This is a genomic window from Rhodococcus sp. K11/5 (genome assembly GCF_055193735.1).
The window spans coordinates 745,762-768,539 of the sequence record NZ_CM143721.1 but is presented as its reverse complement, the minus strand read 5'-3'; the positions used below and the strand labels follow the sequence as shown (position 1 = coordinate 768,539).

Here is a 22,778-nt window from a genome sequence, read left to right as displayed (position 1 = left end):
GGCGGCGCCGGTGCCGAGCCCGGCGACCAGACCCGCACCGAGACCGGTCACGGCGTTGCCCGTTGCTTCCAGGTCACCGGCCGCGTCCAGGGCGGCGCCGGCGGTGGCGTCGACGGTCGATCCGACGACCGCGGCGGCGCCCAGTCCACCGGCCAGCGAGCCCACCAGACCGGCCGCTCCGCCGACGTCGACGCCCGTTTCGGCGTCGAGCAAGGCCTCGATGCCGCCACCGGCGGTCAGCGCGCCCCCGGCTGCGGTCGCGGTCTGCAGGGCGGTGTCGAGCACGGCGGTGAGGTCACCGGACGCTCCCAGGGCCGCGCCGAGCGAGGCTCCGAGTCCGGCCTCCAGGTCGAGGTCGGTCGCGGCACCGAGCAGACCGCCGAGTGCGGCGCCCACCTCGGCTCCGGCCGCGCCGCCGACGGTGAAGACGGCGCCGAGAGCACCCTCCACGTCGGCCAGGCCGGCGAGGTCGATGCCGCCGAGGTCGACCGCACCGTCGATGGCACCCGCGAGGGTTCCGGTGAGATCTCCGGCCACGTCGAGATCGCCGAGATCGAGTGCGCCGCCCAGGGCACCGGCGACGGCAGCGCCGAGACCGCCGTCGACCAGCCCGCCCAGGTCCAGATCCGCGAGTGCGCCGGCATCCAGGACACCGCCGAGCGCGCCGCCGAGCTCGCCCGCCGCGACGCCGCCGAGGCCGAGGGTCGCGCCCAGTACCGCGGCGAGATCCGCGTCGCCGGCGAGGCCGAGTCCGGCGGCCACCGCACCGCTGACGACGGCCGCGAGGTCACCGTCCAGGTCCAGGCCACCGGCCAGTACCGAGGTCAGAGCCGCGGTGAGGTCGGCGCCGCCACCCAGCAGGCCGACGAGCTCGCCCTGCAGTTCGGTGGTCAGCGCGCCGCCCAGGGCGGTTCCGAGCGTGGCGCCCACGGTGGCGGCGACGTCGCCGCCGGCCGCCAGGACGGCCCCGAGGGTGGCCGCGACGTCGGCGTCGGCACCGAGCATGCCGGTGAGATCCAGATCCGCGCCGAGGCCGAGAGCGGCGTCCAGCGCGGCCGCGAGCGACGTCGACGCCGCACCGGTCACGCCCAGAGCGGCGGCGATGGCGGCACCGGCGTCGAGCGAACCGACGAGATCGGTGACGGCGGACGCGTCGAGCAGGCCGCCGAGCGACGCGCCGAGTTCGCCGGCGATACCGCCGCCGAGACCCAGCGTGGTGCCGAGTGCCGCGGCGAGCTGCGCGGTCAGACCGCCGTCGAGCAGGGTGCCGAGACCGCCGTCGAGCACGGCGGCGAGGTCACCGGAGACCAGTCCGCCGGCGCCGAGCACGGCGGCGAGGGAGGTTCCGAGCTCGGCGACGAGATCGGTGGTGAGGCCGGCGCCGAGGCCGAGAGCGCCGTCGAGATCGAGTGCGCCGCCCAGCACGGTGGTCAGGGCGGTACCCAGATCGGCGCCGCCCGCGAGCAGGCCGGAGAGCTGCGCTCCGAGGTCGGCGGACAGTGCCGAGCCGAGCACCGCGCCGAGCGTCGCACCCAGGTTGGCGGCGACGGCGCCGCCGGCTCCGAGGCCCGCGGACAGTGCGGCACCGAGGGTGGCGGCGATGTCGGCGCTGCCCAGCAACGCGGTGAGGTCGAGATCGGTGACCCCGGCCAAGGCGCCGTCGAGGGCACCCGCGAGCTGTCCGGTCAGGCCGAGGGCACCGTCGAGTCCGAGTCCCGAGGTGAGCGCGGCGGCCAGGGTGGCGCCGAGGCCGAGTACGGCGTCGGCACCGAGCATGGCATCGAGATCGAGGGCACCGGTCAGGCCGCCGAGCACCCCGCCGAGGGCGAGTCCGAGGTCACCGGCGAGAGCGCCGCCGGCGGCGAGGCCACCGCCCAGGGCGGCCGCGAGCTGCGCACCGACGCCACCGGACAGCAGGCCGACGAGATCGGCGTCCAGCAGACCGCCCGCGCCCAGCAGAGCGTCGAGCGAGGCTCCGAGGGTGGCGGTGAGGCCGCCGCCGAGGCCCAGCAGGCCGTCCGCGTCGAGAAGTCCGCCGAGGCCCGGCAGTCCCCCGAGGTCCAGCAGTCCGTCGAGATCGAGGAGTCCGCCGAGGCCGAGTGCCCCGTCGAACACGGTACCGAGGGCGGCGCCGAGGTCCAGTCCGCCGGCGAGGAGTCCGACGAGCTGGCCGGCGACGTCACCGGAGAGCACTCCGCCGAGGACGGCGCCGAGTGCGACACCGAGGTCGCCGGCGACGGCTCCACCGGCGGCCAGGGCACCGCCGAGGGCGGCGGACAGGGTCGCGGAGAGATCCGCACCGACACCGGTGAGTGCGGCGAGATCGAGGTCGCCGGCCAGGCCGAGGGCCGTGCCGAGGGCCGCACCGAGCTGCGCGGTGAGTCCGGCGCCGAGACCGAGGGCTCCGGTGAGGCTGGCGGCGAGGGCACCACCGAGGCCGAGGGCGCCGTCGAGGTCCAGCAGACCGTCGAGGTCGAGGCCGCCGCCGAGCAGGCCGCCCAGATCGAGACCACCGGTGGCGCCGACGAGGGCACCGAGCACGCCGGCCAGCGACGCCCCGAGATCGGCGCCGAGGATGCCGCCGGCGGACAGGGCGCCGCCGAGAGCTGCGGACAGGGTGGTGGAGAGGGTGCCGGCCAGGCCGGCGATGACGGATGCGTCGAGCAGACCGCCGAGGGTGGCACCGAGATCGCCGGCCAGGCCGAGGACCCCGTCGAAGGCACCGACGAGCTGGCCGGTCAGTCCGGCGCCGACGCCGAGCGCGCCACCGAGCACCGTGCCCAGAGACCCGGCCACGCCCAGTCCTGCGGAGAGGGCGGCGGCCAGTTCGGCGCCGATGGATCCTCCGACGCCGATGGCGCCACCGAGCACACCGCCGAGAGCGGCGCCGACGGTCGCGCCGAGTTCCCCGCCCACGGCGAGGGCGCCGCTCAGCACGCCGGTCGCACCGACGAGGGCGTCGAGGTCGAGTCCGCCGACGGCGCCGACGGCAGCGTTCAGGGCCGCCGCGAGCTCCGCACCGACTCCGGCGCCGAGGCCGAGCGCGCCGGTCAGTGCGGCGGCGACGCTCGCGCCGATGTCGACCAGGTTGGCGATGTCCAGCACGCCGCCGATCGCGAGGAGCGCGTCGAACGCGGCTCCGAACGCGGCGGCGATGTCGCCTCCGACGGACAGTCCGTTGGCCAGCACGAGGGTGAGGACGGAGGTGAGCTGTCCGGCGAAGTCGAGGTCACCGAATTCGATGCCGCCGAGGCCGAGGTCGCCCAGCCCGATGTTGCCGAGATCGATCATGCCGAGGTCGATGGCACCGAAGTCGATGTTGCCGAAATCGAGGGCCCCGAAGTCGATGGCGCCGAGGTTCAGGTTGGCGAGGTTGAGATCCCCGAAGTCGATGGCGCCGAGGTCCAGGCCGCCGAGGTCGAGTGCGCCGAAGTTCAGGCCGCCCAGGTCCAGCCCGCCGAGGTTGCCGACGTTGGTGAGGTTGCCGATGCTCGCCAGGCTCAGCCCGCTCAGGGCCACGGGGGCGCCGATGAGGGCGGGGCTGAACGAGCCGAAGCTCAGCGCGTTGGTGTTGTTGCTGCCGAAGACGTTGTTGCTGCCGAACACGTTGTCGTTGCCGTTGTTGTTGCCGATGGTGTTGATCGTGTCGCCGATCGTGGTGGTGTCGCCGATGGTGGTGGTGTCACCGATCGTGGTGGTGTCACCACCGTTCGTGATGGTCGTGTTGGTGACGGTGTCGCCCACGGTGCTGGTGTTCGTCGTGGTGTTGTTCGACGTCGTGTTGTTCGACGTCGTGGTGGTGACGGTCTCGGTGACCGTGTTGTTCGTCGTGTTCTGGGCGTTGACGATGGACGCCAGCCGCGACCCCTCCGCGAACAGTCCGGACTCGGCGACCATTGGCGCGACGGCGACGATGTCGGCGTGCGAGACGTCGGACAGGCCGGCGGCGTTCAACTCGGCCTGCGGGTTGTCGCAGTAGGCGGCGGCGGCGCGCTCGTCGCGGAGCAGTCCGAGGATGAAGTCGAGTACGGCGTTCGTGGCCATCGTGGCTCCTGTGGGTCCGAAGGGCGGGGTCGGCTCGGGAGAGATGTCGAGCCGGTGGTGAAGACGACGCTAGGGCGCGGCGGACCCGTGCCCAACGGGGTTGCGCCCCCTGCCCGACGCCCCCGGGCAGGCATGGGGGGTTCGTCCGGAATGGGGGGTATAGGGGATCTGCCCGCGATAGGGTTTGTGAGGAGTAACAAGTTGCTCGGTTCCCACGACAATGGGGACACGTGTCGACGAACAAAGGGATGTACGTCATGGCTGCAGGGCTCGGACTGGGTATCGGATCCACCACGTCCATCGCGGTGTCCACCGCGTCGAGCGGCAGTACGAAAGACGCCCGAACCCTGGTCGTGCCGACCGTTCTGCGACTCGAACCGGGCCGAGAACCCGTTCTGGCGAACGGATTCGGTGGTGGGTCGGTACTCACCGGTTTCACCGGGCGCGTCGGTGATCCGGTCTCCCTGGTCGCCGACGACGGTTCCACCCACACCGGCGACGAGCTGTGTGCAGCGATGCTCGCCCGCCTCGCCGAGCGCGCGAAGGACGAGGGCGCTCCGGACGATTCCGCCGTCGTGGTCACCCATCCGACGGGGTGGCAGCCCTACACGGTCGACCGACTGCGCGACGCCACGTCCGGCCACGGACTCACCGACGTCACGTTCGTCCCCGAGGCGATCGCCGCGGTCGCCTGGCTGCAGCGCGGGGACGACGCCGTTCACGGCGACGGCACCGTGGTGGTCTACGACGTCGGCGGCAGCGTCCTGGACGTGGCGGTCGTGCGAACCGGCACCGAATCGCGCATCGTCGGACGCGGGGCCCGCTCCGAGGACATCAGCGGCGCCCATTTCGATCATCTCGTTCTCGCGCACGTCCTCGAATCCGTGCCACAGGAGCTCGATCCGTTCGACCCCGCCACCGTCGAGGCCCTCGCCGTGCTGCGTACCGAGTGCGCGCGGGCGAAGGAAGCACTGTCCTCGGACACCGAAACCGTGGTGCCCGTCCGACTTCCGGGTGTCGAGACCGACGTGCGACTGGTCCGCTCCGAGGTCGAGGAACTGTTCCGCGACACCGTCGAGTCCTCGCTGGACGTGGTCGACGAAGCGTTGCGCTCGGCCGGACTCACCGTCGACGACGTCACCCGGGTGCTCCTCACCGGCGGTGGTGCGGCCATTCCGCTGGTGACCGAGGCGGTGTCCGCCGCGCTGCGTGTCCCGCTCACCGCGTCCGCCGATCCCGCGAGCACGTCCGCCGTCGGAGCGGCCGTGCTGGCTGCCGAGATCGCCGAGGCGTCGGGCGAGCTCGATCGAGTCGGCGCCGCACCGGTACCCGTGTCCGACGAGGCAGTCACCGCACCGACGCGGGTCGTGTCTGCCGCAGCGGCCGAGCTGCCCACGCGGACAGCGACCTCGCACGCGAAGAAGTCGAGCGGCAAGCGGGTCGCCGTCATCGCGGGTGCCGCCATCGCCATCGCCGTGCTCGCGGCGGGCGGACTGTCCGCCAGCACCGGCCTCATCGGCGGGACCGACCCGGAGACCTCGAGCGTCGTGGTCGAAGACGCCGCGTCCGAGGATGCGATCGACATGGACTCCACGGCGGGCGAGGGCGGAACGCCGGCCTCGGCGGACACGGCCGGCACCGGCGACGCCGCGGGTGACGCCCGGCCCGGAACCGCCGACTCGGCCCCGGCGGGTACGTCCGGATCAGGCTCCGCAGCAAATGATGCTGCCGTTCCCGGCGGTGCCGCACCCGCACCCGCTGCCGGCGGCTCGTCCGGCGCGGGGTCGAACCCGGCAACTGCACCGACGGCGCCCGGCGTTCAGGCCCCTGCGGTACAGGCACCCGCGCCGACCCGAGCTCCCGCCGCTCCGGCTCCCGCACCGACGCGCGCTCCCGTTTCCGTACCCCAGCTCCCGGCACCCCAGTTCCCGTCGAACCCGCTGCCCGGTGTGGTCGGCGGCGTCACCGACGGTCTCGGGAACACGGTCGGCCGGGTCGGTGAAGGAGCCGGCAACGTCGTGGGCGGCGTCCTGCAGGTGCCCGGCCGGATCCTCGGGAACTGACCGAACGGGTGCCCTCCACGTCCACGCGGCTCGATCCCGCCCTCGCGGGTCTGCCGTCCGTCGCAGCAGCGCTGCGCTCGGTGTCGAGCGCCGAGCCGCCGCGACTGGTGGTAGTGACCGGGGCTGCGGGCAGTGGCCGCCGGGCCGCGCTGGACGCGCTGGCCGCGGCCCTGTCGACGTCGAGTCGGCCCGTGGTCACGGCGGTCGGCGATCTGACCGAGCGGTCCGCGGTGCTGGTCGCCGACGATGCCCATCGGGCGAGCGCGGAGGACCGCCGACTCGTGGACGCCGCCGTGGCCCGCGAGGACGTGGTGGTGCTGCTCGGGACCGAACCGCGGCCCCACGACGCCTGGCTCGCCCGGCTCGGCGCCCTGGCCGGACCGTCCCGGTCGCTCGTCGTCGAACGGCTCGATCGCGGGTGCATCGCCGAGCGCGCCCGCGCGCAGAACCTCGACCTCACCCCCACGCTCGTCGCTCGAGTGCACACCGTGAGTGGCGGCGTGCTGCGCGTCGTCGACGCGGTGCTGGCCGAACTCCGCACCGCCGGTCCCGACGCGTCCCCCGACCGGGCCGCGACCGAGGCCTTCGCTCGCCTTCTCCGCCACCACGATCGGCCCACTCTCACCGCACTCGCCGTCGGCGCGCTCGGAGTGCGCCCCGATCCCCCTCTCGTCTCGGCGGTCACACCGACCACGTACGACGACGCCGACACCGCGGTGGAGAGCGCGCGGTGGTCCGGAGCGACGACGGATGTGGGCGACCTGCTGCCCACGGCGGCCGCGGCGATCCGGTCGATCCTGGGCGAGCACACCGTGGTCGCGATCCTGCGGTCGGTGATCGGATGGCAGCTCGATCACCATGTGCTGCAACCGAACATCGCGATGGCCGGGGCCGCGTCGGGAATCCGGGACGAACGTCTGGCGGCGGAGCTGACGCGGTTCGCCGAGCGCAGCGCACCCGAGCGCGCCCGCCCGCTGTGGGAGGCGGCCCAGACCGCGGGCGCGGACGTGGCCGTGCCGTTCGCCCAGTCGTGCATGGCCGCAGGCGATCTCGACCGCGCCGCCCGCCTCGCTGATTCGGTGTTGGCCACCGAGAGCGGTAACGACGCCACCCTGCGCGCGGCGGTTCGGATCGCCGCCACCGTCGCGGGTCGACGCGGAACCCCCTCGCGCAGTGCGGAACTGTATCGGTGGCTCGGTCCCGAGCGAGCGGGATCGGACGCCGCGTTCGCCGCGTCGACCCTGCTGGCCGTCGGCGACCGCGAGCACGCGGCCGCCTTCCTCGCCGCCGCCGCGACGCTTCCTCCCACCACCGGCAACGCCCGCGAGAAGCTGATCGTCGACGGGCTGATCGAATCCCTGGAGTCGACGGCGGCGGTGGCGCTGAGCTCGCTGCTGCGGGCGTCGTCGATGACCGATGCGTTCTCGGACGCCGGATCGGCCGCGTCGGTCGCCGCCCTGCTCGCACTGCACACCGGCGATCCCGTGACGGCCCGCTCGGTCCTCACCGCCGCCGCCGTGGATCCCGCGTCGGCCGGAACCCGCCGTCGACACGCGACCCTGATGCTCGCCTGGACCGACATGCTCGCGGGCGACCTCGGGGCAGCGACCGCCCTGCTCGACTCTCTCGACATCGCGGCGCTCACTCAGCGCGAAGCGCTGTCGGCGCATGCTCTGGGCGTCGCCCTCGCCCGTCGCCGCGGCGACTCCGGAGCGCTGCTCACCGCCTGGCGCGCGGCGCAACGCACGGTCGCCGAGGTCGAGATCGACCTCTACGAACTGCTGCCCCTCGGCGAGCTGTGGCTGGCGGCGGTCCGAGTGGGCGACGTGGACCGCCTCGCTCACCTGGTCGACGCGGCGGACGCACTGCTCGCCCGCCTCGGCGATCCGCCGGCCTGGGCCACCACGTGGCACTGGTACGGCGTCCACGCGGCCATCCTGACCGAGAGTCCGGCGGCGCTGCTCCCGCACGCCCGCGCCCTCGGCGACTCCGCCGAGTCCAGCGCCTACGCGGCCACCCTGGCGGACGCCGGGCGAGCGTGGCTGCGAGTGCTCCAGGGCGAGCCGGACGTGGCGGAGGTGGAGCGGTGCGCGCGCGCCCTCGAACGCTTCGGGCACTCGTGGGACGGCGCGAAGCTCGCGAGCGACGCGGCCCTGCGCGTGCGCGACACCAAGGACGCGACGACGCTGTTGCAGATCGCCCGGATGGTGGGGAGTCGGCCGCAGACCGTCGTACCCGCCGCGGGGACGGCGCCGAACGGCACCGAACGGGCCGCCCCGACGGGTCCGTTGACCGATCGGGAGGCCGATGTCGCGCGCCACCTGATGCTCGGTCTGACGTACCGGGAGATCGGGGCCAAGCTCTACATCTCGGCGAAGACGGTCGAGCATCACGTGGCGCGGATCCGGCGTCGACTCGGGGCCGAATCGCGGTCGGAGATGCTCTCGATGCTGCGGGCCTCCGGGTACGCCGACACCGACGATCGACGGGCGGATACCGGTACCTGACGCCCGCCACCTGCGGCGACCGCGTCCTCTGCTGCTTGTCACAGCGAATTCACCACTCGTTACCGAAATGTTCCAGCGAACCCGGATAAGGGCTGGTCAACTGCGACAATTGCTGCGGGCATCGCGGGGGGCTGCTCGGCGAAGCGCCGCGCCTGTCGCCGGGGAGCGGTACGGTCTATGCGACCGAACGTTATGTTGCCGCGTTCACATCAGTGATCGACCGTCGTGCCGAAGGAGCGAGATCTCGTGTTCTTTCGCTCCTCCGGATCCCGCACCGCCGGCCGGTCCACGCCTCCCGCGGTCGCGATCGCCCTCACCCCCGTCGCGGTTCGCATCGCCTGCGTCGGCAACGGCGAGGTGGACACCCTGGGCGCCGGCACGGAGCTGATTCTCACCGCCGACGGACGCACCCTGCTCGCCGACGAGACCCCCGGTCGGCCTCGGACCGGTGATCGCCGCGTCGACGTGCGCGCGGTTCTTCCCTTCGTCGGCCGACCCGACGGGGCCCGTCTCGCCGACGGGTCGAGGGTGTGCGCGGAGGACCTCGTCGCGTCCTTCGTGCGGCGACTGCACGTCACCGTGACCGATCTCTACGTCATCGACCCGAGCGCGCCGTGCGTGGTCGTCCATCCGCGAACCTGGTCGCCGTCGGCGGTCGACGCGATGCGCGACGCTCTCGACCGCGCCGGATCCACCGCGCGGCCGGTGGCCGCCGACTCCGCGGACGCCGAGACCGCGGCCCGGTCCGCGATCGCACTGCCTCCGCCGATCCCGACGGCGGCGCCGAGCCGGCCCGTCACACCGCGCAGACCCCCGACACGGGTGGCGGTGGCCGCGGCGGCCACCGCGTTCGCCGTGCTGTCCGTGGGCGGGGCCTGGGCCACGCACACCTCCTCGGAGCCCGTGGCCCCGAGCCGCACCGAGCGGGTCATCGAGAACTCGGGCGGGGGCGCGGTCACCGAGACGCTGCCCGATTCGCCGGAAGTGCCCGCCTCGTCGCCGGAACCGCCCGCGCCGGCACCGATCGAGCCGCCGGTCGAACCGCCTCCCGTCGCGCCGGTCGAGCCACCGGTGACGGCGGCGCCCTCGCCGGTCGAGCCCGTGCCGGTCGCACCGACCCGGATCGACACCCCGCCACCGGCGGACCTGCCCTCCATGCCCGCCCTGCCGCTCGAGCTCCCCGATCTGCCCGACCCGTTCTCCCTGCCGACCGCACTGCCCGGCTTCCCCGGCGCGCCCGCGCCGTCCCCCACACCCGGACCCGGATCGACGGTCCCGCCCGGGACCGACCCGTCGCCCCCCACCAGCACCTCGCCCACACCACCCCCCGTGCGGCCGACCCCGTAACCGTTCCGCCCGGCGTCGACCATGCTTTCGGAGTCGTGTCGATCACCTATGCTCGGGCGCTGACTGCTTCACCGATGAAGGGACTCCATGCGTAACTCGGCGGCCTCCAGGGCCACGGGCCTGCTCGACATCGATCTCGGAACGGCTCGTACCGGCCGCCGGATCGCCGCCGCGGGAGCGACGCTGTTGCTCACCCTCGGCCTGTCCACCGGCCTCGCCGCCGCGGCACCGAGTACCGATTCGGTTGCACCCGCACAACTCTCGGCCGACGAGCTTCCCGCCGAGCTGGTCGACGCGGTCACCCGCGACCTGAAGATCACGCCGCAGGAGTACCTGACTCGCGCGTCCGACGCGCAGCGCCTGCGCTCCTACGCGGACGACTTCCGCCGGGACCGGCCCGCCGACTTCGCCGGCGCCTGGATCGGTGACGACGGCGTCCCCGTGGTCGCGGTGACCACCGACGAGGCCGCCCAGCAGGTGGCGCGCGACGGGTACCGCAGCCGCCAGTCCCCCGTCTCCGCCGAGAGCCTCGACCGTTCGCTCGACGCGTTCGGGGACTGGGCCGCGGCGCTGCCCGCCGAGGTGTCCTCGGAGATCAACGGCGCGACGGTCGACGTGTTGAACAATCGCGTGGTCGTGGACATCGCGAACAGCCCGGTGGGCCGGGCGTTGAACCTGCCGACGCTCATCGCCAACCTCCAGGTCGTCCTCACCCCGCCCGCGCCGTCGCCCGGACCTCCGCCCGCGGTGATGGGCGGCGACGATTACGTCACCTCCACGGAGGACCTCGCGACCACGGCACTGTCGAACATCGAGATCTGCTCGTTCGGCTTCAACGCCGTCGACGGCGCCGGCAACCCGGTGAATCTCTCGGCCGGACACTGCGATCCGAACAACGCCTCCGGTGCCGCCGGCGCCTCTGTCTACCTCCCGGACTCCACCGACGTGCGTCAGAGCCGCAAGGTCGGTGAGTTCACGACGTCGAGTGTCGGCGCCACGGACGGTCTCGACTATTCCGTCATCGCCCTCGACGACGCGGGGGTGGCCGCGGGTCTCGACAGCCCGACGGTGCGCGGCGCGAACGGAACGGCGCTCACCATCACCGGGACCGCGGCGCCCGTGATCGGTGCGCCGGTCTGCAAATCGGGTCAGGCGTCGTCGTTCACGTGCGGAGTGGTCGCGGCCGACCGCGTCGAGACGCAGCTGATCATCGCCGACGGCTCTTCCCGCGCGGTGCGCGGATTCGCCAGCACCGCCTGCACCCTGGCCGGCGACAGCGGTGGCGCCATCGTCACCGGAACGCTCGCACTCGGCATCACCAGCGGATCCAACTCCGGGGGCGCCCCGAGTTGCGGCGAGGCGAACCTCGCGCTCGCGCAGTACGGCGGCACGGCCAGCCTGGGCATGCCCGTCGACGCGGTGACCGCCGCGACCGGCACCACCGTGCGTACCGCCGGATGACGGGCTCCTCCACCCGCGGGCTCCTCGGCCGCGCCGCCGTCGCCGTCGCGCTCGCCGCGGCGGTGTCGGGTCCCGGTGCGGTGGCCACTGCAGCGCCGCTGCCCGAGGTTCCGGCAGCGCCGATACCCGCAGCGCCGTTGCCCGGGTCGATGGCCGACGCGGTTGCTCGCGACCTCGGCCTGTCCGAGGGCGATTACCTGGCGCGCGCGGACACGGCGCAGCGCGTGGCCGCGTTCACCGACGACGCCCGCGCCCGCTTCGCGCAGTCCTTCGCCGGGGCGTGGATCGATCCCGACGGTTCCGCCGTGGTCGGCCTCGCCGAGGGCGCCGACTTCGCGGCCGCCCGCGCCGCGGCCGAGAGTGTCGGGTTCACCGTTCGTCCGATGGGCCGCAGCGAGGCCGCACTCCGGGCCGACGCGTCGTGGCTGGGTCAGTTGCTGGCCGCCGCGCCGCCCGTGCTCGCCGACGCCGTGCGCGGCATCGCGGTGGACACGATGAGCAACGCGCTGCAGGTTCGCCTGGCCGACACCGAGGCCGACGTCGCCCTCCCGCCCTTCCTCGACGGGATCGACGTGTTCTTCACGCCCGACGCCGTCGACGCCGCTCCCGTCTCCGTCGCCGACCCCATCGATCCGGCCACCGCGATGGCCGGCGACCTGTACGCGTCGTTCGCGGGAGCCGAGGGCCTGCGGTGCTCGCTCGGCTTCAACGGCACGGACGCCGCCGGAGCCGCGGTGAACATCAGCGCCGGTCACTGCGATCCCGATCCCGCGGCCGCCGGGACTCCAGCGGCGGCGGAGACCCGATCGGGGGACGGGGTGCGCTTCGGTTCCGTCGCGCGGTCTAATCGCGATCAGCGCGACTTCTCCGTCATTCGCATCGACGACGCGGCCGCGCCGCGCTTCCAGAACAACCTGGTTCGCGTGCCGGGGGCCGGTCCGGTGCCCATCACCGGCACGGCCGACCCCGTGGTGGGGGCTCCGGTGTGCAAGTCGGGGTCCACGACCGGGTTCACCTGCGGCACCGTCTCCGCCGTCGGGCAGACGGTGGACGTGGGCTCGCGGGTTCTCGTCGACAGCTTCGTCACCGACATCTGCGCGCTCCAAGGCGACAGCGGCGGTGCGCTGATCTCGGGGACGTCGGCGGTGGGCATCTCGAGTGCGTCGAACGTGGGGCAGTACGGGGTGTGCGAGGTGGCGGACGTCGTGTCCACGCTGTCGGGATCGGGCCCGCAGCTCTTCGCGACCCCGATCGCGTCGATCCTGGCCGACAACCCCGGCTTGGTACTTCGCACAACGTAAAGTACCGATCGTTGTGCTTCGTCGGGTATCGTTCCCGCGGAGACGAGGTTGCTCCCGCGGGGTGAGGGATCGGCCGGTGACCACTACGAGAAAGAACTGTCGACCATGGATTTCCTGCAGCTTGCCTTCACGATCTTCGGTTACGTCATGCAGATCGCGACCAACCCCCTCCTCGGTCTCAGCTGACCGACGCACCCCGTACGGCCCCGCCCCCTCCGGAGGGCGGGGCCGTTCGTACGTCCGAGACATGCTGCCGCCCAGTGTGATTGACGCATCGTTCGCGATGGTGTTTTCACTCTGGTAACAGGAGTAACATGGCGCCTGCGGTAATATCGACCGCGCGACGAGATGCCCGGCACCGAAACCCGCTGCCGGAACGCAATCGACTCGATCCCACAAGGAGGTGCATCGCCGTGCTGCGCTGTGTTCGAAACCCAGTTGACCCCACCCCGGACGTTCGTGACCCGAACGCCGACTCCCTGCCCGCCCTCGACGCCCCCGTGAGGTCGATGTGACCGACCTCGCCGACGCCTCGCGTCCCCTCCCCGTCGTGCACACCGTGCCCACCGCTCCGGCGGCCGCGGCCCCGCGCCGACCGCTGATGGACACGATTCTGCGCACCGCCGAGGGAGAACGACGCTTTCACGCCGATCCTCGCCTCGCCGACATCTCGCTCGCCATGGGCGCCGTGTCCGTCATCGCGTTCTGGAGCTTCGGCTTCGGCGCACTCCTCGGCCTCGCGGCCGTGGTGACCGGCGCGCTGTCCACGCAGGCCGACGAGCCCAACCTCCGCGACTCCGCCATCGCCATCGTCACCGGTGCAGTGGGCCTGATCGCCGGCACGTTGTTCCTCATGTCCGCGCTGCCCAACATGTAACTGCCCAGAATTTCACCGGGCGCCGAACGCAGAACAGGCCGTCACCCTCGCGGGTGACGGCCTGTTCTCGTGGTTCAGGTGATCAGTTGGCGAAACGCGTGGTGCCGGGGGCTGCCTGGTAGGTGTTCAGCAGGTCGATGCCCGCGACGACGAGGGTCGGCCCGCCTGCGGTGATGGTTCCGATGACGCCGCCGATGCTCGCACCGACAACTGCGCCACCGAGGCAGGTGGCGATGGCAACCGGAATGGCCAGCGCAACAGGCGTTCCGCCGACGATGCAACCGATACCCGCACCGGTGATGGTGCCGGACAGGCCACCGATCGCCGAAGCGAGGGACAGCTGCGAGCGGAATGCTTCCTCGGCCGCGAGGTTCTCGGCCGGTGATGCCGCGTTCTGCTCGAGCGCGTTCGGAGCCAGGCCGATCGGAGCCGCGAGGTTGGGGATGAGCTTCACGGTGCGGCCCTCGTCGGTGTACTCGACACCGTAGGGGAACTCGATGCCGTTGAGGTTGAAGGTGACCGGGAGGGCCAGCACTTCGTTGCCCTCGGCGTCTTCGAGGACGACGGACTCGCCGTCGTCCGAGCCGCGGAACAGTCCGGCGTCGACGGTGGTGACGACGCCACCCGCCTCGACGCGCGATGCCCAGTTGACGTCCGAGTTCTCGGGGGCTGCTTCGGAGATGGCCGGGGCGGAGTCGGTGTCGATGGCCGGCTGGGCGTACGCCGTGCCGGTCGCGACGGCGAGAGAGGTGATCGCGAGCGCAGAGGTGACCGCGAGTCGACGCAGGTTCATTCAGTGAGTCCATTCGTAGGTTCAACGCGAATCGTTGAATCGTCGTGTCGTGCAGGCCGTCCGAAGAGTCGGCCGGCAGTGTTCGGTACAGCGGTGTGTCGCCCCGACGAGATCAGAGTAACCGTTGCCACCGTCACAACCGAATCCAAAGTTGGTTTTTCTTTGTCCGTTTTGCCGTCATTGACGATAACTGGTGCAGATGGGGCTCGAGTTGTCGATCGTCGCCCGAAACGGGCCCCGAAAGTTACCCGTCGGGCAAGTTAGGAATACCTGTGCACGACCGTTGCCGGTACCGGGTAATACGGTGGAGCGATCGCCCACGGAACGTCGGGACCAGCCCACCGCCGACCTGCAGCGATGTCCGAGACACGTGTTAAGTTACCGATCAGTACAGTGACAGTGTTACTCGCGGGTAACTTCTGGGTTCACCGAACGGGTCGTCCGGCCCACCAGCCGGGTGACGGTTCACCAGCGACGCCCCACGTCGCAGAATGGAAGGCAGCGTCATGAACGCCCTGACGATCACCCTCGGCACCGCTGGTGCCCTGCTCAGCCTGGTGTGTTGGGCCTACTTCTTCCGCGGCGCCGCCCTCATGGTGCGCAGCATCGGTCTCGGTCAGCCGGACCGCACGCGGATGGGTCCGTTCGTGCCCCGCTTCAAGCAGATGTGCATCGAATTCGCGGCGCACACGCGCATGAACAAGTTCCGCACCGTCGGTTGGGCCCACTGGCTCGTGATGGTCGGCTTCATGTTCGGCGCCATCGTGTGGTTCGAGGCCTACGGGCAGACGTTCAACCCGGAGTTCCACTGGCCGATCATCGGCGACACGGCGATCTACCACTTCCTCGAGGAGATCCTGGCCCTCGGCACGGTCATCGGCATCATCGTGCTGATCGTGATTCGCCAGCTCAACCACCCGCGTGACCCGGAGCGGCTGTCCCGGTTCAGCGGCTCCAACTTCCGCGCCGCGTACTTCGTCGAGACCGTCGTCCTCATCGAGGGCCTCGGCATGCTGATGGTGAAGTCGGGCAAGATCGCCACGTACCGCGAGGGAAGCCTGATCTACGACTTCGCCTCCGTGCACATCGCCACCCTGCTGCCCGCGAGCCCCGAGCTCGTGTCGGTGTTCGCGTTCGTCAAGTTGATGTCCGGCATGGTGTGGCTGCTGATCGTCGGCCGCAACATCACCTGGGGCGTGGCGTGGCACCGGTTCAGCGCGTTCTTCAACATCTACTTCAAGCGTGAGGCCGACGGCAGCCAGGCTCTGGGCGCCGCGAAGCCGATGATGTCCGGCGGCAAGGTCCTGGTCATGGAGGACGCCGATCCCGACGTCGACGCGTTCGGCGCCGGCAAGATCGAGGACTTCTCCTGGAAGGGCTGGCTGGACTTCACCACCTGCACCGAGTGCGGTCGCTGCCAGTCGCAGTGCCCCGCCTGGAACACCGGCAAGCCGCTCTCCCCCAAGCTCCTCATCACCTCGCTGCGCGATCACGGCAACGCCAAGGCGCCGTACCTGCTCGCCGGTGGACGCAAGGACATGGCGGGCGACGAGATCGGCCTGGTCGACGCGGACGGCAAGCCCGACGAGGCGAAGCTCGCGAAGATCCCCCAGTCCGCCATCGACGAGGCGTCGCGCCCGTTGGTCGGTGAGACCTCGCTGGACGACGGTGGTCTCGGCGGCATCATCGACCCCGAGGTCCTGTGGAGCTGCACCAGCTGCGGCGCGTGCGTCGAGCAGTGCCCGGTGGACATCGAGCACGTCGACCACATCCTGGACATGCGTCGCTACCAGGTACTGATCGAGTCGGAGTTCCCGTCCGAGCTGTCCGGCCTGTTCAAGAACCTCGAGAACAAGGGCAACCCCTGGGGCCAGAACGCCAAGGACCGCCTGAACTGGATCAACGAGCTCGAGTTCGACATCCCGGTCTACGGCCAGGATGCGGACAGCTTCGACGACTTCGAGTACCTGTTCTGGGTCGGCTGCGCCGGTGCGTACGAGGACCGCGCGAAGAAGACCACCAAGGCCGTCGCCGAACTGCTCGCCACCGCGGGAGTGAAGTTCATGGTGCTCGGTGCGGACGAGACCTGCACCGGTGACTCCGCCCGCCGCGCGGGCAACGAGTTCCTGTTCCAGCAGCTCGCCCTGCAGAACGTCGAGACGCTCAACGCCGTGTTCGAGGGCGTGGACGAGACGAAGCGCAAGATCGTCGTCACCTGCGCGCACTGCTTCAACGCGCTCGGCAACGAGTACCCGCAGGTGGGCGGCAAGTACGAGGTCGTCCACCACACCCAGCTGCTCAACCGGCTGGTGCGCGCCAAGAAGCTGATCCCGGTCGCGTCGGTGCAGGAAGACATCACGTACCACGATCCGTGCTTCCTCGGCCGGCACAACAAGGTCTACGACGCACCGCGTGAGCTCATGGCGGCGTCGGGCTCGAACCTGAAGGAGATGCCTCGCCACGGTGAGCGCTCCATGTGCTGTGGCGCCGGTGGTGCGCGCATGTGGATGGAAGAGAAGATCGGCAAGCGCATCAACATCGACCGCGTCGACGAGGCGCTGTCCACCTCACCCAAGAAGATCGCCACCGGCTGCCCGTTCTGCCGCGTGATGCTCAACGACGGTGTGACGGCGCGGCAGGAAGCCGGTCAGGGTGAGGGCGTCGAGGTCGTGGACGTCGCGCAGCTGCTGCTCGGCTCCATCACCCGGCTCGATTCCGCGCAGCTCGGCGAGAACGTCAAGGTCGTGCCGCGCGAGAAGGTGTCGGTCGCTGCTGCCGTCGAACCCGTCGACACCCCGAAGGCCGAATCGGTCACCACCGAGAAGGCTGCCTCCACGGTGGAGGCGGGACGCCTCGACGAGGTCACCACGGCTGCCGCCGGAGGCGATCCCGAGGTGAGCTCCGAGCCCGCTGCGGGCAAGGGACTGAAGATGAAGGGGCTGGCCAAGGCTCCGGGTGCCAAGGCTCCCGGCGCGAAGGCACCGGGTGCGAAGGCTCCGGGTACGGCGACGTCCGCCGGTTCCCCCAACGCCGAGGGTGCCGACGCCGACGACGCCTCGCAGGGTCTCGGCTCGGCCAAGGCGCCCGGCAAGGGACTCGGCATGGCGGGTGGAGCGAAGGCGCCCGGCAAGGGACTCGGCATGGCGGGCGGAGCCAAGGCGCCCGGCAAGGGACTCGGCATGGCGGGTGGAGCGAAGGCGCCCGGCAAGGCGTCGGCTGCTGCACCGGCTCCGGCCGCCCCCGCTTCGTCGGCTCCGGCGTCGGCCACTCCGGCCGCCCCCGCTTCGAGTGAGGGGACCCCTGACACCGCAGGACGGACCGAGGGTGCCCCTGACTCCACGGACGCGAGCACCGACAGCGCCGCGACCGAGGTCAAGCCCACCGTCAAGGCCAAGGGTCTCGCCGTGAAGTCCGGGTTCAAGAAGCCCGGAGCCAAGGCGCCCGGGAAGCCGGCCGCTGCTTCGGAGGCGAACGGATCGGCTTCGGCCGCACCGGCAGCCGCGTCGGCGTCGGCTTCGGCCGCTCCGGCCGCCCCCGCTTCGAGTGAGGGGACCCCTGACACCGCAGGACGGACCGAGGGTGCCCCTGACTCCACGCCGGCGGGAGAATCGGCACCGGCCGGCGCGTCGACCGAGGCAACGGAAACGATGCCGACCGTCAAGGCCAAGGGTCTCGCCGTGAAGTCCGGGTTCAAGAAGCCCGGAGCCAAGGCGCCCGGGAAGCCGGCCGCTGCTGCACCGGCCGCACCGCCTGCTTCCGCACCGGCCGCACCGGCTTCTCCCGCACCGGCTTCGAGTGAGGGGACCCCTGACACCGCAGGACGGACCGAGGGTGCCCCTGACTCCACGCCGGAGACAGAGTCCGCACCCGAACCCGAGGCGTCGTCCAACGGCACCAACGGCCACGGTTCGAACGGCAGCGGCGCGAACGGGTCGAACGGTTCGTCGACGGAGAGCCCCGCTCCCCCGAAGGCGAAGGCCGGCGGTCTCGGATTCAAGTCCGGAGCGAAGGCGCCCGGCCGAAAGTCGTAAATCCGCACCACTAATCGCAACCGAACACCCCTACCAGCACGCTGGTAGGGGTGTTCGCGTTCAAGAGGGTGTGCGGATTCGTTCGCTAACAGGCACCCCGGTTATCCACAGACGTGCTTTTCCCAGCCTGTGCGCGCTCCACCGTCCGCAACGATCGACGCATGACCCGCATTCGACGCCGCGCAGACGAGATCGCGCGCGGATTCACCGACGCCGAACTCCGACGCAGTTGCACCGACGGCGATCTGCTCCGGCTGTGCCGCGGCTCGTACGCCGATGCCGCGGAGGTCGCCGAACTGGACGACGGCCGACGCCACGTGCTCCGGGCCGCCGCGATCCTGGGCACCGCGACCGCACCCGACACCGTCTTGAGCCACGCGTCGGCAGCTTTGCTGCACGGCATCGATCTGTGGAACGTCCCGCTGAACCGTGTGCATCTCACCCGAAACCGACGCTCGGGCGGCCGCACGACCAGCACGCGACAGGTGCATGCCGCGCCGTACGAACCCGAAGAAGTGACCGTCGTGAACGGACTTCGGGTCACGTCGCCGGCGCGCACGGTCGTGGACCTCGCACACTCGTTGCCGTTCGAGGAGGCGGTGTGCGCCGGAGACGACGCGGCTCGCAGGCTGGGGCTCGCGCGAGCCGATCTGACCGCGCTGCTCGATCGGCGCTCGGGTCGAACCGGGCACTCGCGGGCACGGCGCGTCGTGGCGTTCATCGATGCGCGCTCCGAGAGTGTCGGCGAATCACGGAGTCGCGTCGTGCTGAACGACCTCGGACACACCCCCGAACTGCAACGGAAGCTGAGGTGCGCCGGGCGAAGCCACCGCGTCGACTTCCTGCTCGAAGACGAGGGCGTGGTGTGCGAGTTCGACGGTCAGGTGAAGTACGGCCGCCTGGTGAAGGACGGCGAGACACCCGCGAGCGTGCTGTGGGCCGAGAAGCTCCGCGAGGACGACCTGCGCGACGCGGGATACGGCGTCGCCCGGTGGACCTGGGCCGATCTCGCGAGGCCGACGCTCATCGCCGCGCGAATAGAGCGGCAATGCGCACAGGTTGCTCGACGCGCACACCCCTAGCAGCACGCTGCAGCCGGTGCGGACCACGGCAACCGGTGCGGATCGGCGGGGACCTCGGCAGGGACCGCTACACCGGCACAACCAGTTCCGGCCCGTTGTTGCGCACACTGTTGACGGCACTCGACACCTCGTACGGCGCGAGGTGCGGTTCGGGCATCGAGCTCACCAGCTCCGCGACCTCGTCCAACGCCGTCAGCGACGGGTCCAGCCACGAGGACCGCAGCTCCGGCGGCACGATGACGGGTGAACGGTCGTGGATGTGCCCCAGTTCGTCGACTGCCGTCGTCGTCAGCACCGTGGTGGTCCACAACCACTTGTTCGGATCGTCCTCGGGCAGCGCGGGATCCGGCCACAGCTCGTACAGGCCCGCCATGGCGATCACATCGTCCGGACCGTGCAGGAAGTACGGAATCTTCTTGCCCTCGCGCTTCTCCCATTCGAAGTACCCGTCGGCGGGCACGAGGCAGCGGCGGCGCGAGGCGGCCTTCTTGAACGCGGGCTTCTCGGTGACGGTTTCCGACCGCGCGTTGATGAGACGGCTCGCGATCTTGCGGTCCTTCGCCCACGACGGCACGAGCCCCCATCGGACGGTGCGCAATTGCCGCTCGACGGAATCCTCACCGGACCGCTCGAGCACCACCCGCACGGGGTCGGTCGGGGCCACGTTGTACGACGGTTCGGGTGGATCCCCGAGCCGTACGACCGCGTCGAAGATGGACGAGAGATCGTCGTCGGATCGGGTACTGGCATAGCGTCCGCACATGCGTCGATTGTGCCCCGAGCGGTAGCCAGACGCGATGCCGTGTGGTTACCGTGGGTAAGCACACCGAACGGTATGGAGGAGCCGGATGACGAACATCGACGAATCACCCGCTGCACTCCAGTCCTGGGGACTGAGCAAGCAGTACGACGGCGGCGCGGTCGCGGCGCGATCGATCTCTCTGTTCGTACCGCACGGAACGCTGTACGGGCTGGTCGGACCCAACGGCGCCGGCAAGACCACGTTCCTGTCCATGGCGACCGGCCTCGTTCGCCCCACGGGCGGGCAGGTGTGGATCGCCGGGCACAACGTCTGGACCGATCCGGTGGCCGCGCGCGGGCGCGTCGGGCTGCTTCCGGACGGGCCGTCGTTGCCGGAGGCTCTCCCCGGACGTCGCGCCCTGCACTACGTGGGCGTGCTGCACGGACTCGACCCCGCCGTGGTCGACGAGCGCAGCGACGAGTTGCTGAACGTCCTCGGCATCGCCGACGCGGCGGATCGGCCCGTGTCCGAGTACTCCGCCGGTATGAAGAAGAAGATCGGGCTGGCCGCGGCGATGATCCACTCACCGCGGCTGCTGGTGCTCGACGAGCCACTGGAAGCAGTGGATCCGATGTCCGCGAGAACGATTCGCGGTCTGCTCGAACGGTACGTCGCACGCGGCGGCACCGCCGTGGTGTCCAGCCACTCCATGCCGCTGATCGAGCAGATGTGTTCGCACGTCGCGATTCTCGCGCAGGGTTCGTTGGTGACGGCAGGCGAGATCGACGAGATCCGCGCGGGCGGCACCCTCGAATCCGCATTGTTCGACGCGGTGGGCGGTGTCGAACAGAACGCCGAGCTCCCCTGGTTGGGCTCATGATCACCGCACCTGATCGCACACTCCTCCAGCTCGACTCCGAAATCCGCCGCAGCAGCAAGGGACTCGGGGCGCGCATCGTCCTGGCCGTGGTCGCCGCGCTGGCACTCGTCTCGATGTACGTGACGACGTTCTTCGCATCGGAGTCGGGCCGCGGCACCATCGCCGCCCTCTGCGCCCTGTTGGTGATCGCGGGGCCGATCTTCTCGCCGCTGCTGTCCGGGGTCGGGAACCGCGGTCTCGCTCCGCAGCACGTCCGGCATCTGCCGGTACCCGCAGAGGAGTTGCGGCGCGCGCTGGCGGTGGTGAGTCTGCGCGGCGGCGCGTTCGTCTTTCTCCTCGCGGGCCTGCTGCTCGGGGTGTTCGCCGTGCCCGGCGCATCGGGACTCGCACGCGCCGTCGCTGCCGTCGTCGCGGTGGTCACGGCGGTGGTCGCGCTGGTCCTTGCTCGCGTCGCGGCATTGCGGGTCGATGCGGCGCTGAACACCAGTCGAGGCCGCATCGTCGCCGCGATCGTCGGAACGGTGCTGGGCGGTGCGGTGTATGCGCTGTTCGTGTTACTGCAGAACGTGTCGTTGACGTTCGCGGACAACGACATTCTCGGCGCGGCCGCACGCATCGCGCCCAGCGGGTGGGCGGTGGTATCGGCCGAAGCCGTCGACGACGGTCGGTGGTGGTTGCCCCTCCTGATCCTCGCGTTGCTGGTGGCCGGCGGCGCGTTCCTGGTGCGCCGGTGGACCGCGGCCGTGTCCGACGCGCTCGACGGATCCCCGGCCCGACGCGATGCGGCCGAGGAGCGACGCGGTGGCGAGCTGCGGGTGCGGGGTCCGTTGCGGACCCTGGTGTCCGCCGAGGCTCTGCAGCTGGTCCTCGACCCGCGGCGTATCGGGTTGCTGTTGTTGCCCAGCATCTTTCTCGTCGTCGGCGTCGTCCTGATGTTCTCCTCCAACGACATCTACGGCATGCGGTACGGCGCCCCCGTGATCGTGGTGATGGCGGCCAGCGCGTTCAGCAATTCGTACGGCCTGGACGGACCCGCGTTCTGGCGCGTGGCGGTGGTTCCCGGTGCAGCGCAACGCATCGTCGATGCCCGCATGATCGTCGGCGGTGCGGTGGCCGCTCTGTACGGCGTGGTCGGGACGGTGCTGGGGCACGCGTTCGGCGGCGGTTCGTGGTCGGACGTTCCGGTGGCGGTCGCGGTGATCGTGGCCGGTGCGGCGAGTGTGGCCGCGGTGGGCGCGTTGCAGTCCGCGCTGTCCCCGTACGCGGTGACCGGCCAGACGGCGGGAAGCGCGATGAACGCGCGCGGTTCGATGTCCGGCCGGGCGGTGGGGTGGTCGGTGGCACTTCTTGTCGGAGCGGCGGTCGCGTGTGCGCCGGGAGCACTGCTCGCGGCGCTGCTGGACGGGCCGCTCGCGATGCTCGGTCCGGTGGTGGGCGCACTCGTCGGAGCCGCCGTGGTGGCCTTCGCGCGGCCCAAAGCGGTGGCGCTGGTCGCGGAGCGGGGGCCGGAGATCTACGTGGCCGTGTCGCGGGCGCCGTGAGCGCGCGGGACGTGAACGTGCGGGATCCGCACACCTTCCCCACCATCCGCACCGCCTCCAGCGTGCGGTAAGCGGTGCGAACGCGAGCAGCCGGTGCGGATCGGGCAAG

Annotated in this window: 13 protein-coding genes and 1 pseudogene; 11 read left to right on the top strand and 3 right to left on the bottom strand. The window is 71.2% G+C overall.

From position 1 onward, the window contains the following. Positions 1-3,837: 3,837 nt before the first annotated feature. A pseudogene (locus tag ACY466_RS03710) lies at positions 3,838-4,044 on the bottom strand (IniB N-terminal domain-containing protein); the annotation flags it as partial. A gap of 230 nt (positions 4,045-4,274) precedes the next feature. On the opposite strand from ACY466_RS03710, the gene ACY466_RS03705 reads away from it, so the two are divergent. The 7 genes from ACY466_RS03705 to ACY466_RS03675 all read left to right on the top strand — a co-directional run bounded on the left by ACY466_RS03705 (position 4,275) and on the right by ACY466_RS03675 (position 13,600). Continuing rightward, on the top strand, positions 4,275-6,107 hold the full coding sequence (locus ACY466_RS03705) for an Hsp70 family protein (RefSeq protein ID WP_463249951.1): 1,833 nt from the start codon (positions 4,275-4,277) through the stop codon (positions 6,105-6,107). 8 nt (positions 6,108-6,115) lie between these two features. Continuing rightward, on the top strand, positions 6,116-8,614 hold the full coding sequence (locus ACY466_RS03700; protein WP_463249949.1) for a LuxR C-terminal-related transcriptional regulator: 2,499 nt from the start codon (positions 6,116-6,118) through the stop codon (positions 8,612-8,614). 246 nt (positions 8,615-8,860) lie between these two features. Further along, complete coding sequence (locus ACY466_RS03695) at positions 8,861-9,961, top strand: hypothetical protein (protein WP_463249948.1); 1,101 nt, start codon at positions 8,861-8,863, stop codon at positions 9,959-9,961. 87 nt (positions 9,962-10,048) lie between these two features. After that, positions 10,049-11,422 carry a S1 family peptidase gene (locus tag ACY466_RS03690; RefSeq protein ID WP_463249946.1) on the top strand — a complete coding sequence of 458 codons (1,374 nt, stop codon included), beginning with the start codon at positions 10,049-10,051 and terminating at the stop codon, positions 11,420-11,422. Further along, positions 11,419-12,723, top strand: coding sequence for a S1 family peptidase (locus tag ACY466_RS03685; protein WP_463249944.1), 1,305 nt, complete (start codon positions 11,419-11,421; stop codon positions 12,721-12,723). Before ACY466_RS03690 ends, ACY466_RS03685 begins: the two co-directional genes overlap by 4 nt. Before the next feature lie 48 nt (positions 12,724-12,771). Continuing rightward, positions 12,772-12,909: a hypothetical protein gene (locus tag ACY466_RS03680; protein ID WP_463249943.1), complete on the top strand. Its 138-nt coding sequence runs from the start codon at positions 12,772-12,774 to the stop codon at positions 12,907-12,909. A 325-nt stretch (positions 12,910-13,234) separates the two neighbouring features. After that, positions 13,235-13,600: a hypothetical protein gene (locus ACY466_RS03675; RefSeq protein WP_463249941.1), complete on the top strand. Its 366-nt coding sequence runs from the start codon at positions 13,235-13,237 to the stop codon at positions 13,598-13,600. 82 nt (positions 13,601-13,682) lie between these two features. Here ACY466_RS03675 and ACY466_RS03670 read toward each other — a convergent pair whose 3' ends face one another. Further along, positions 13,683-14,393 (bottom strand): ammonium transporter, encoded by a 711-nt coding sequence (locus ACY466_RS03670; protein ID WP_463249940.1) that lies wholly within the window; start codon positions 14,391-14,393, stop codon positions 13,683-13,685. Between the two features lie 506 nt (positions 14,394-14,899). On the opposite strand from ACY466_RS03670, the gene ACY466_RS03665 reads away from it, so the two are divergent. Then, the gene (locus ACY466_RS03665) at positions 14,900-18,424 is read left to right on the top strand and encodes a (Fe-S)-binding protein (protein ID WP_463249938.1); all 3,525 of its coding nucleotides are present in this window, start codon (positions 14,900-14,902) and stop codon (positions 18,422-18,424) included. Positions 18,425-18,585: 161 nt separating this feature from the next. Continuing rightward, positions 18,586-19,506, top strand: a complete 921-nt coding sequence (locus ACY466_RS03660) for a hypothetical protein (RefSeq protein ID WP_463249937.1) — start codon at positions 18,586-18,588, stop codon at positions 19,504-19,506. 67 nt (positions 19,507-19,573) lie between these two features. On the opposite strand, the gene ACY466_RS03655 is transcribed toward ACY466_RS03660, so the two are convergent. Next, a complete protein-coding gene (locus ACY466_RS03655) occupies positions 19,574-20,269 on the bottom strand; it encodes an SOS response-associated peptidase (RefSeq protein ID WP_463249935.1) in 696 nt (231 codons plus the stop codon). Between the two features lie 85 nt (positions 20,270-20,354). On the opposite strand from ACY466_RS03655, the gene ACY466_RS03650 reads away from it, so the two are divergent. Both ACY466_RS03650 and ACY466_RS03645 read left to right on the top strand, forming a co-directional pair. Beyond that, positions 20,355-21,128, top strand: a complete 774-nt coding sequence (locus ACY466_RS03650; protein ID WP_463249934.1) for an ABC transporter ATP-binding protein — start codon at positions 20,355-20,357, stop codon at positions 21,126-21,128. After that, complete coding sequence (locus tag ACY466_RS03645; RefSeq protein WP_463249932.1) at positions 21,125-22,669, top strand: hypothetical protein; 1,545 nt, start codon at positions 21,125-21,127, stop codon at positions 22,667-22,669. Before ACY466_RS03650 ends, ACY466_RS03645 begins: the two co-directional genes overlap by 4 nt. Positions 22,670-22,778: the final 109 nt, after the last annotated feature.

What these genes read in the sequence shown, in the direction of transcription:
- ACY466_RS03685 (WP_463249944.1), top strand. Translation starts at nt 11,419, where the DNA reads ATGACGGGCTCCTCCACCCGCGGGCTCCTCGGCCGCGCCGCCGTCGCC.
- ACY466_RS03670 (WP_463249940.1), bottom strand. Translation starts at nt 14,393, where the DNA reads ATGAACCTGCGTCGACTCGCGGTCACCTCTGCGCTCGCGATCACCTCT.
- ACY466_RS03655 (WP_463249935.1), bottom strand. Translation starts at nt 20,269, where the DNA reads ATGTGCGGACGCTATGCCAGTACCCGATCCGACGACGATCTCTCGTCC.
- ACY466_RS03660 (WP_463249937.1), top strand. Translation starts at nt 18,586, where the DNA reads ATGACCCGCATTCGACGCCGCGCAGACGAGATCGCGCGCGGATTCACC.
- ACY466_RS03645 (WP_463249932.1), top strand. Translation starts at nt 21,125, where the DNA reads ATGATCACCGCACCTGATCGCACACTCCTCCAGCTCGACTCCGAAATC.
- ACY466_RS03690 (WP_463249946.1), top strand. Translation starts at nt 10,049, where the DNA reads ATGCGTAACTCGGCGGCCTCCAGGGCCACGGGCCTGCTCGACATCGAT.
- ACY466_RS03650 (WP_463249934.1), top strand. Translation starts at nt 20,355, where the DNA reads ATGACGAACATCGACGAATCACCCGCTGCACTCCAGTCCTGGGGACTG.
- ACY466_RS03665 (WP_463249938.1), top strand. Translation starts at nt 14,900, where the DNA reads ATGAACGCCCTGACGATCACCCTCGGCACCGCTGGTGCCCTGCTCAGC.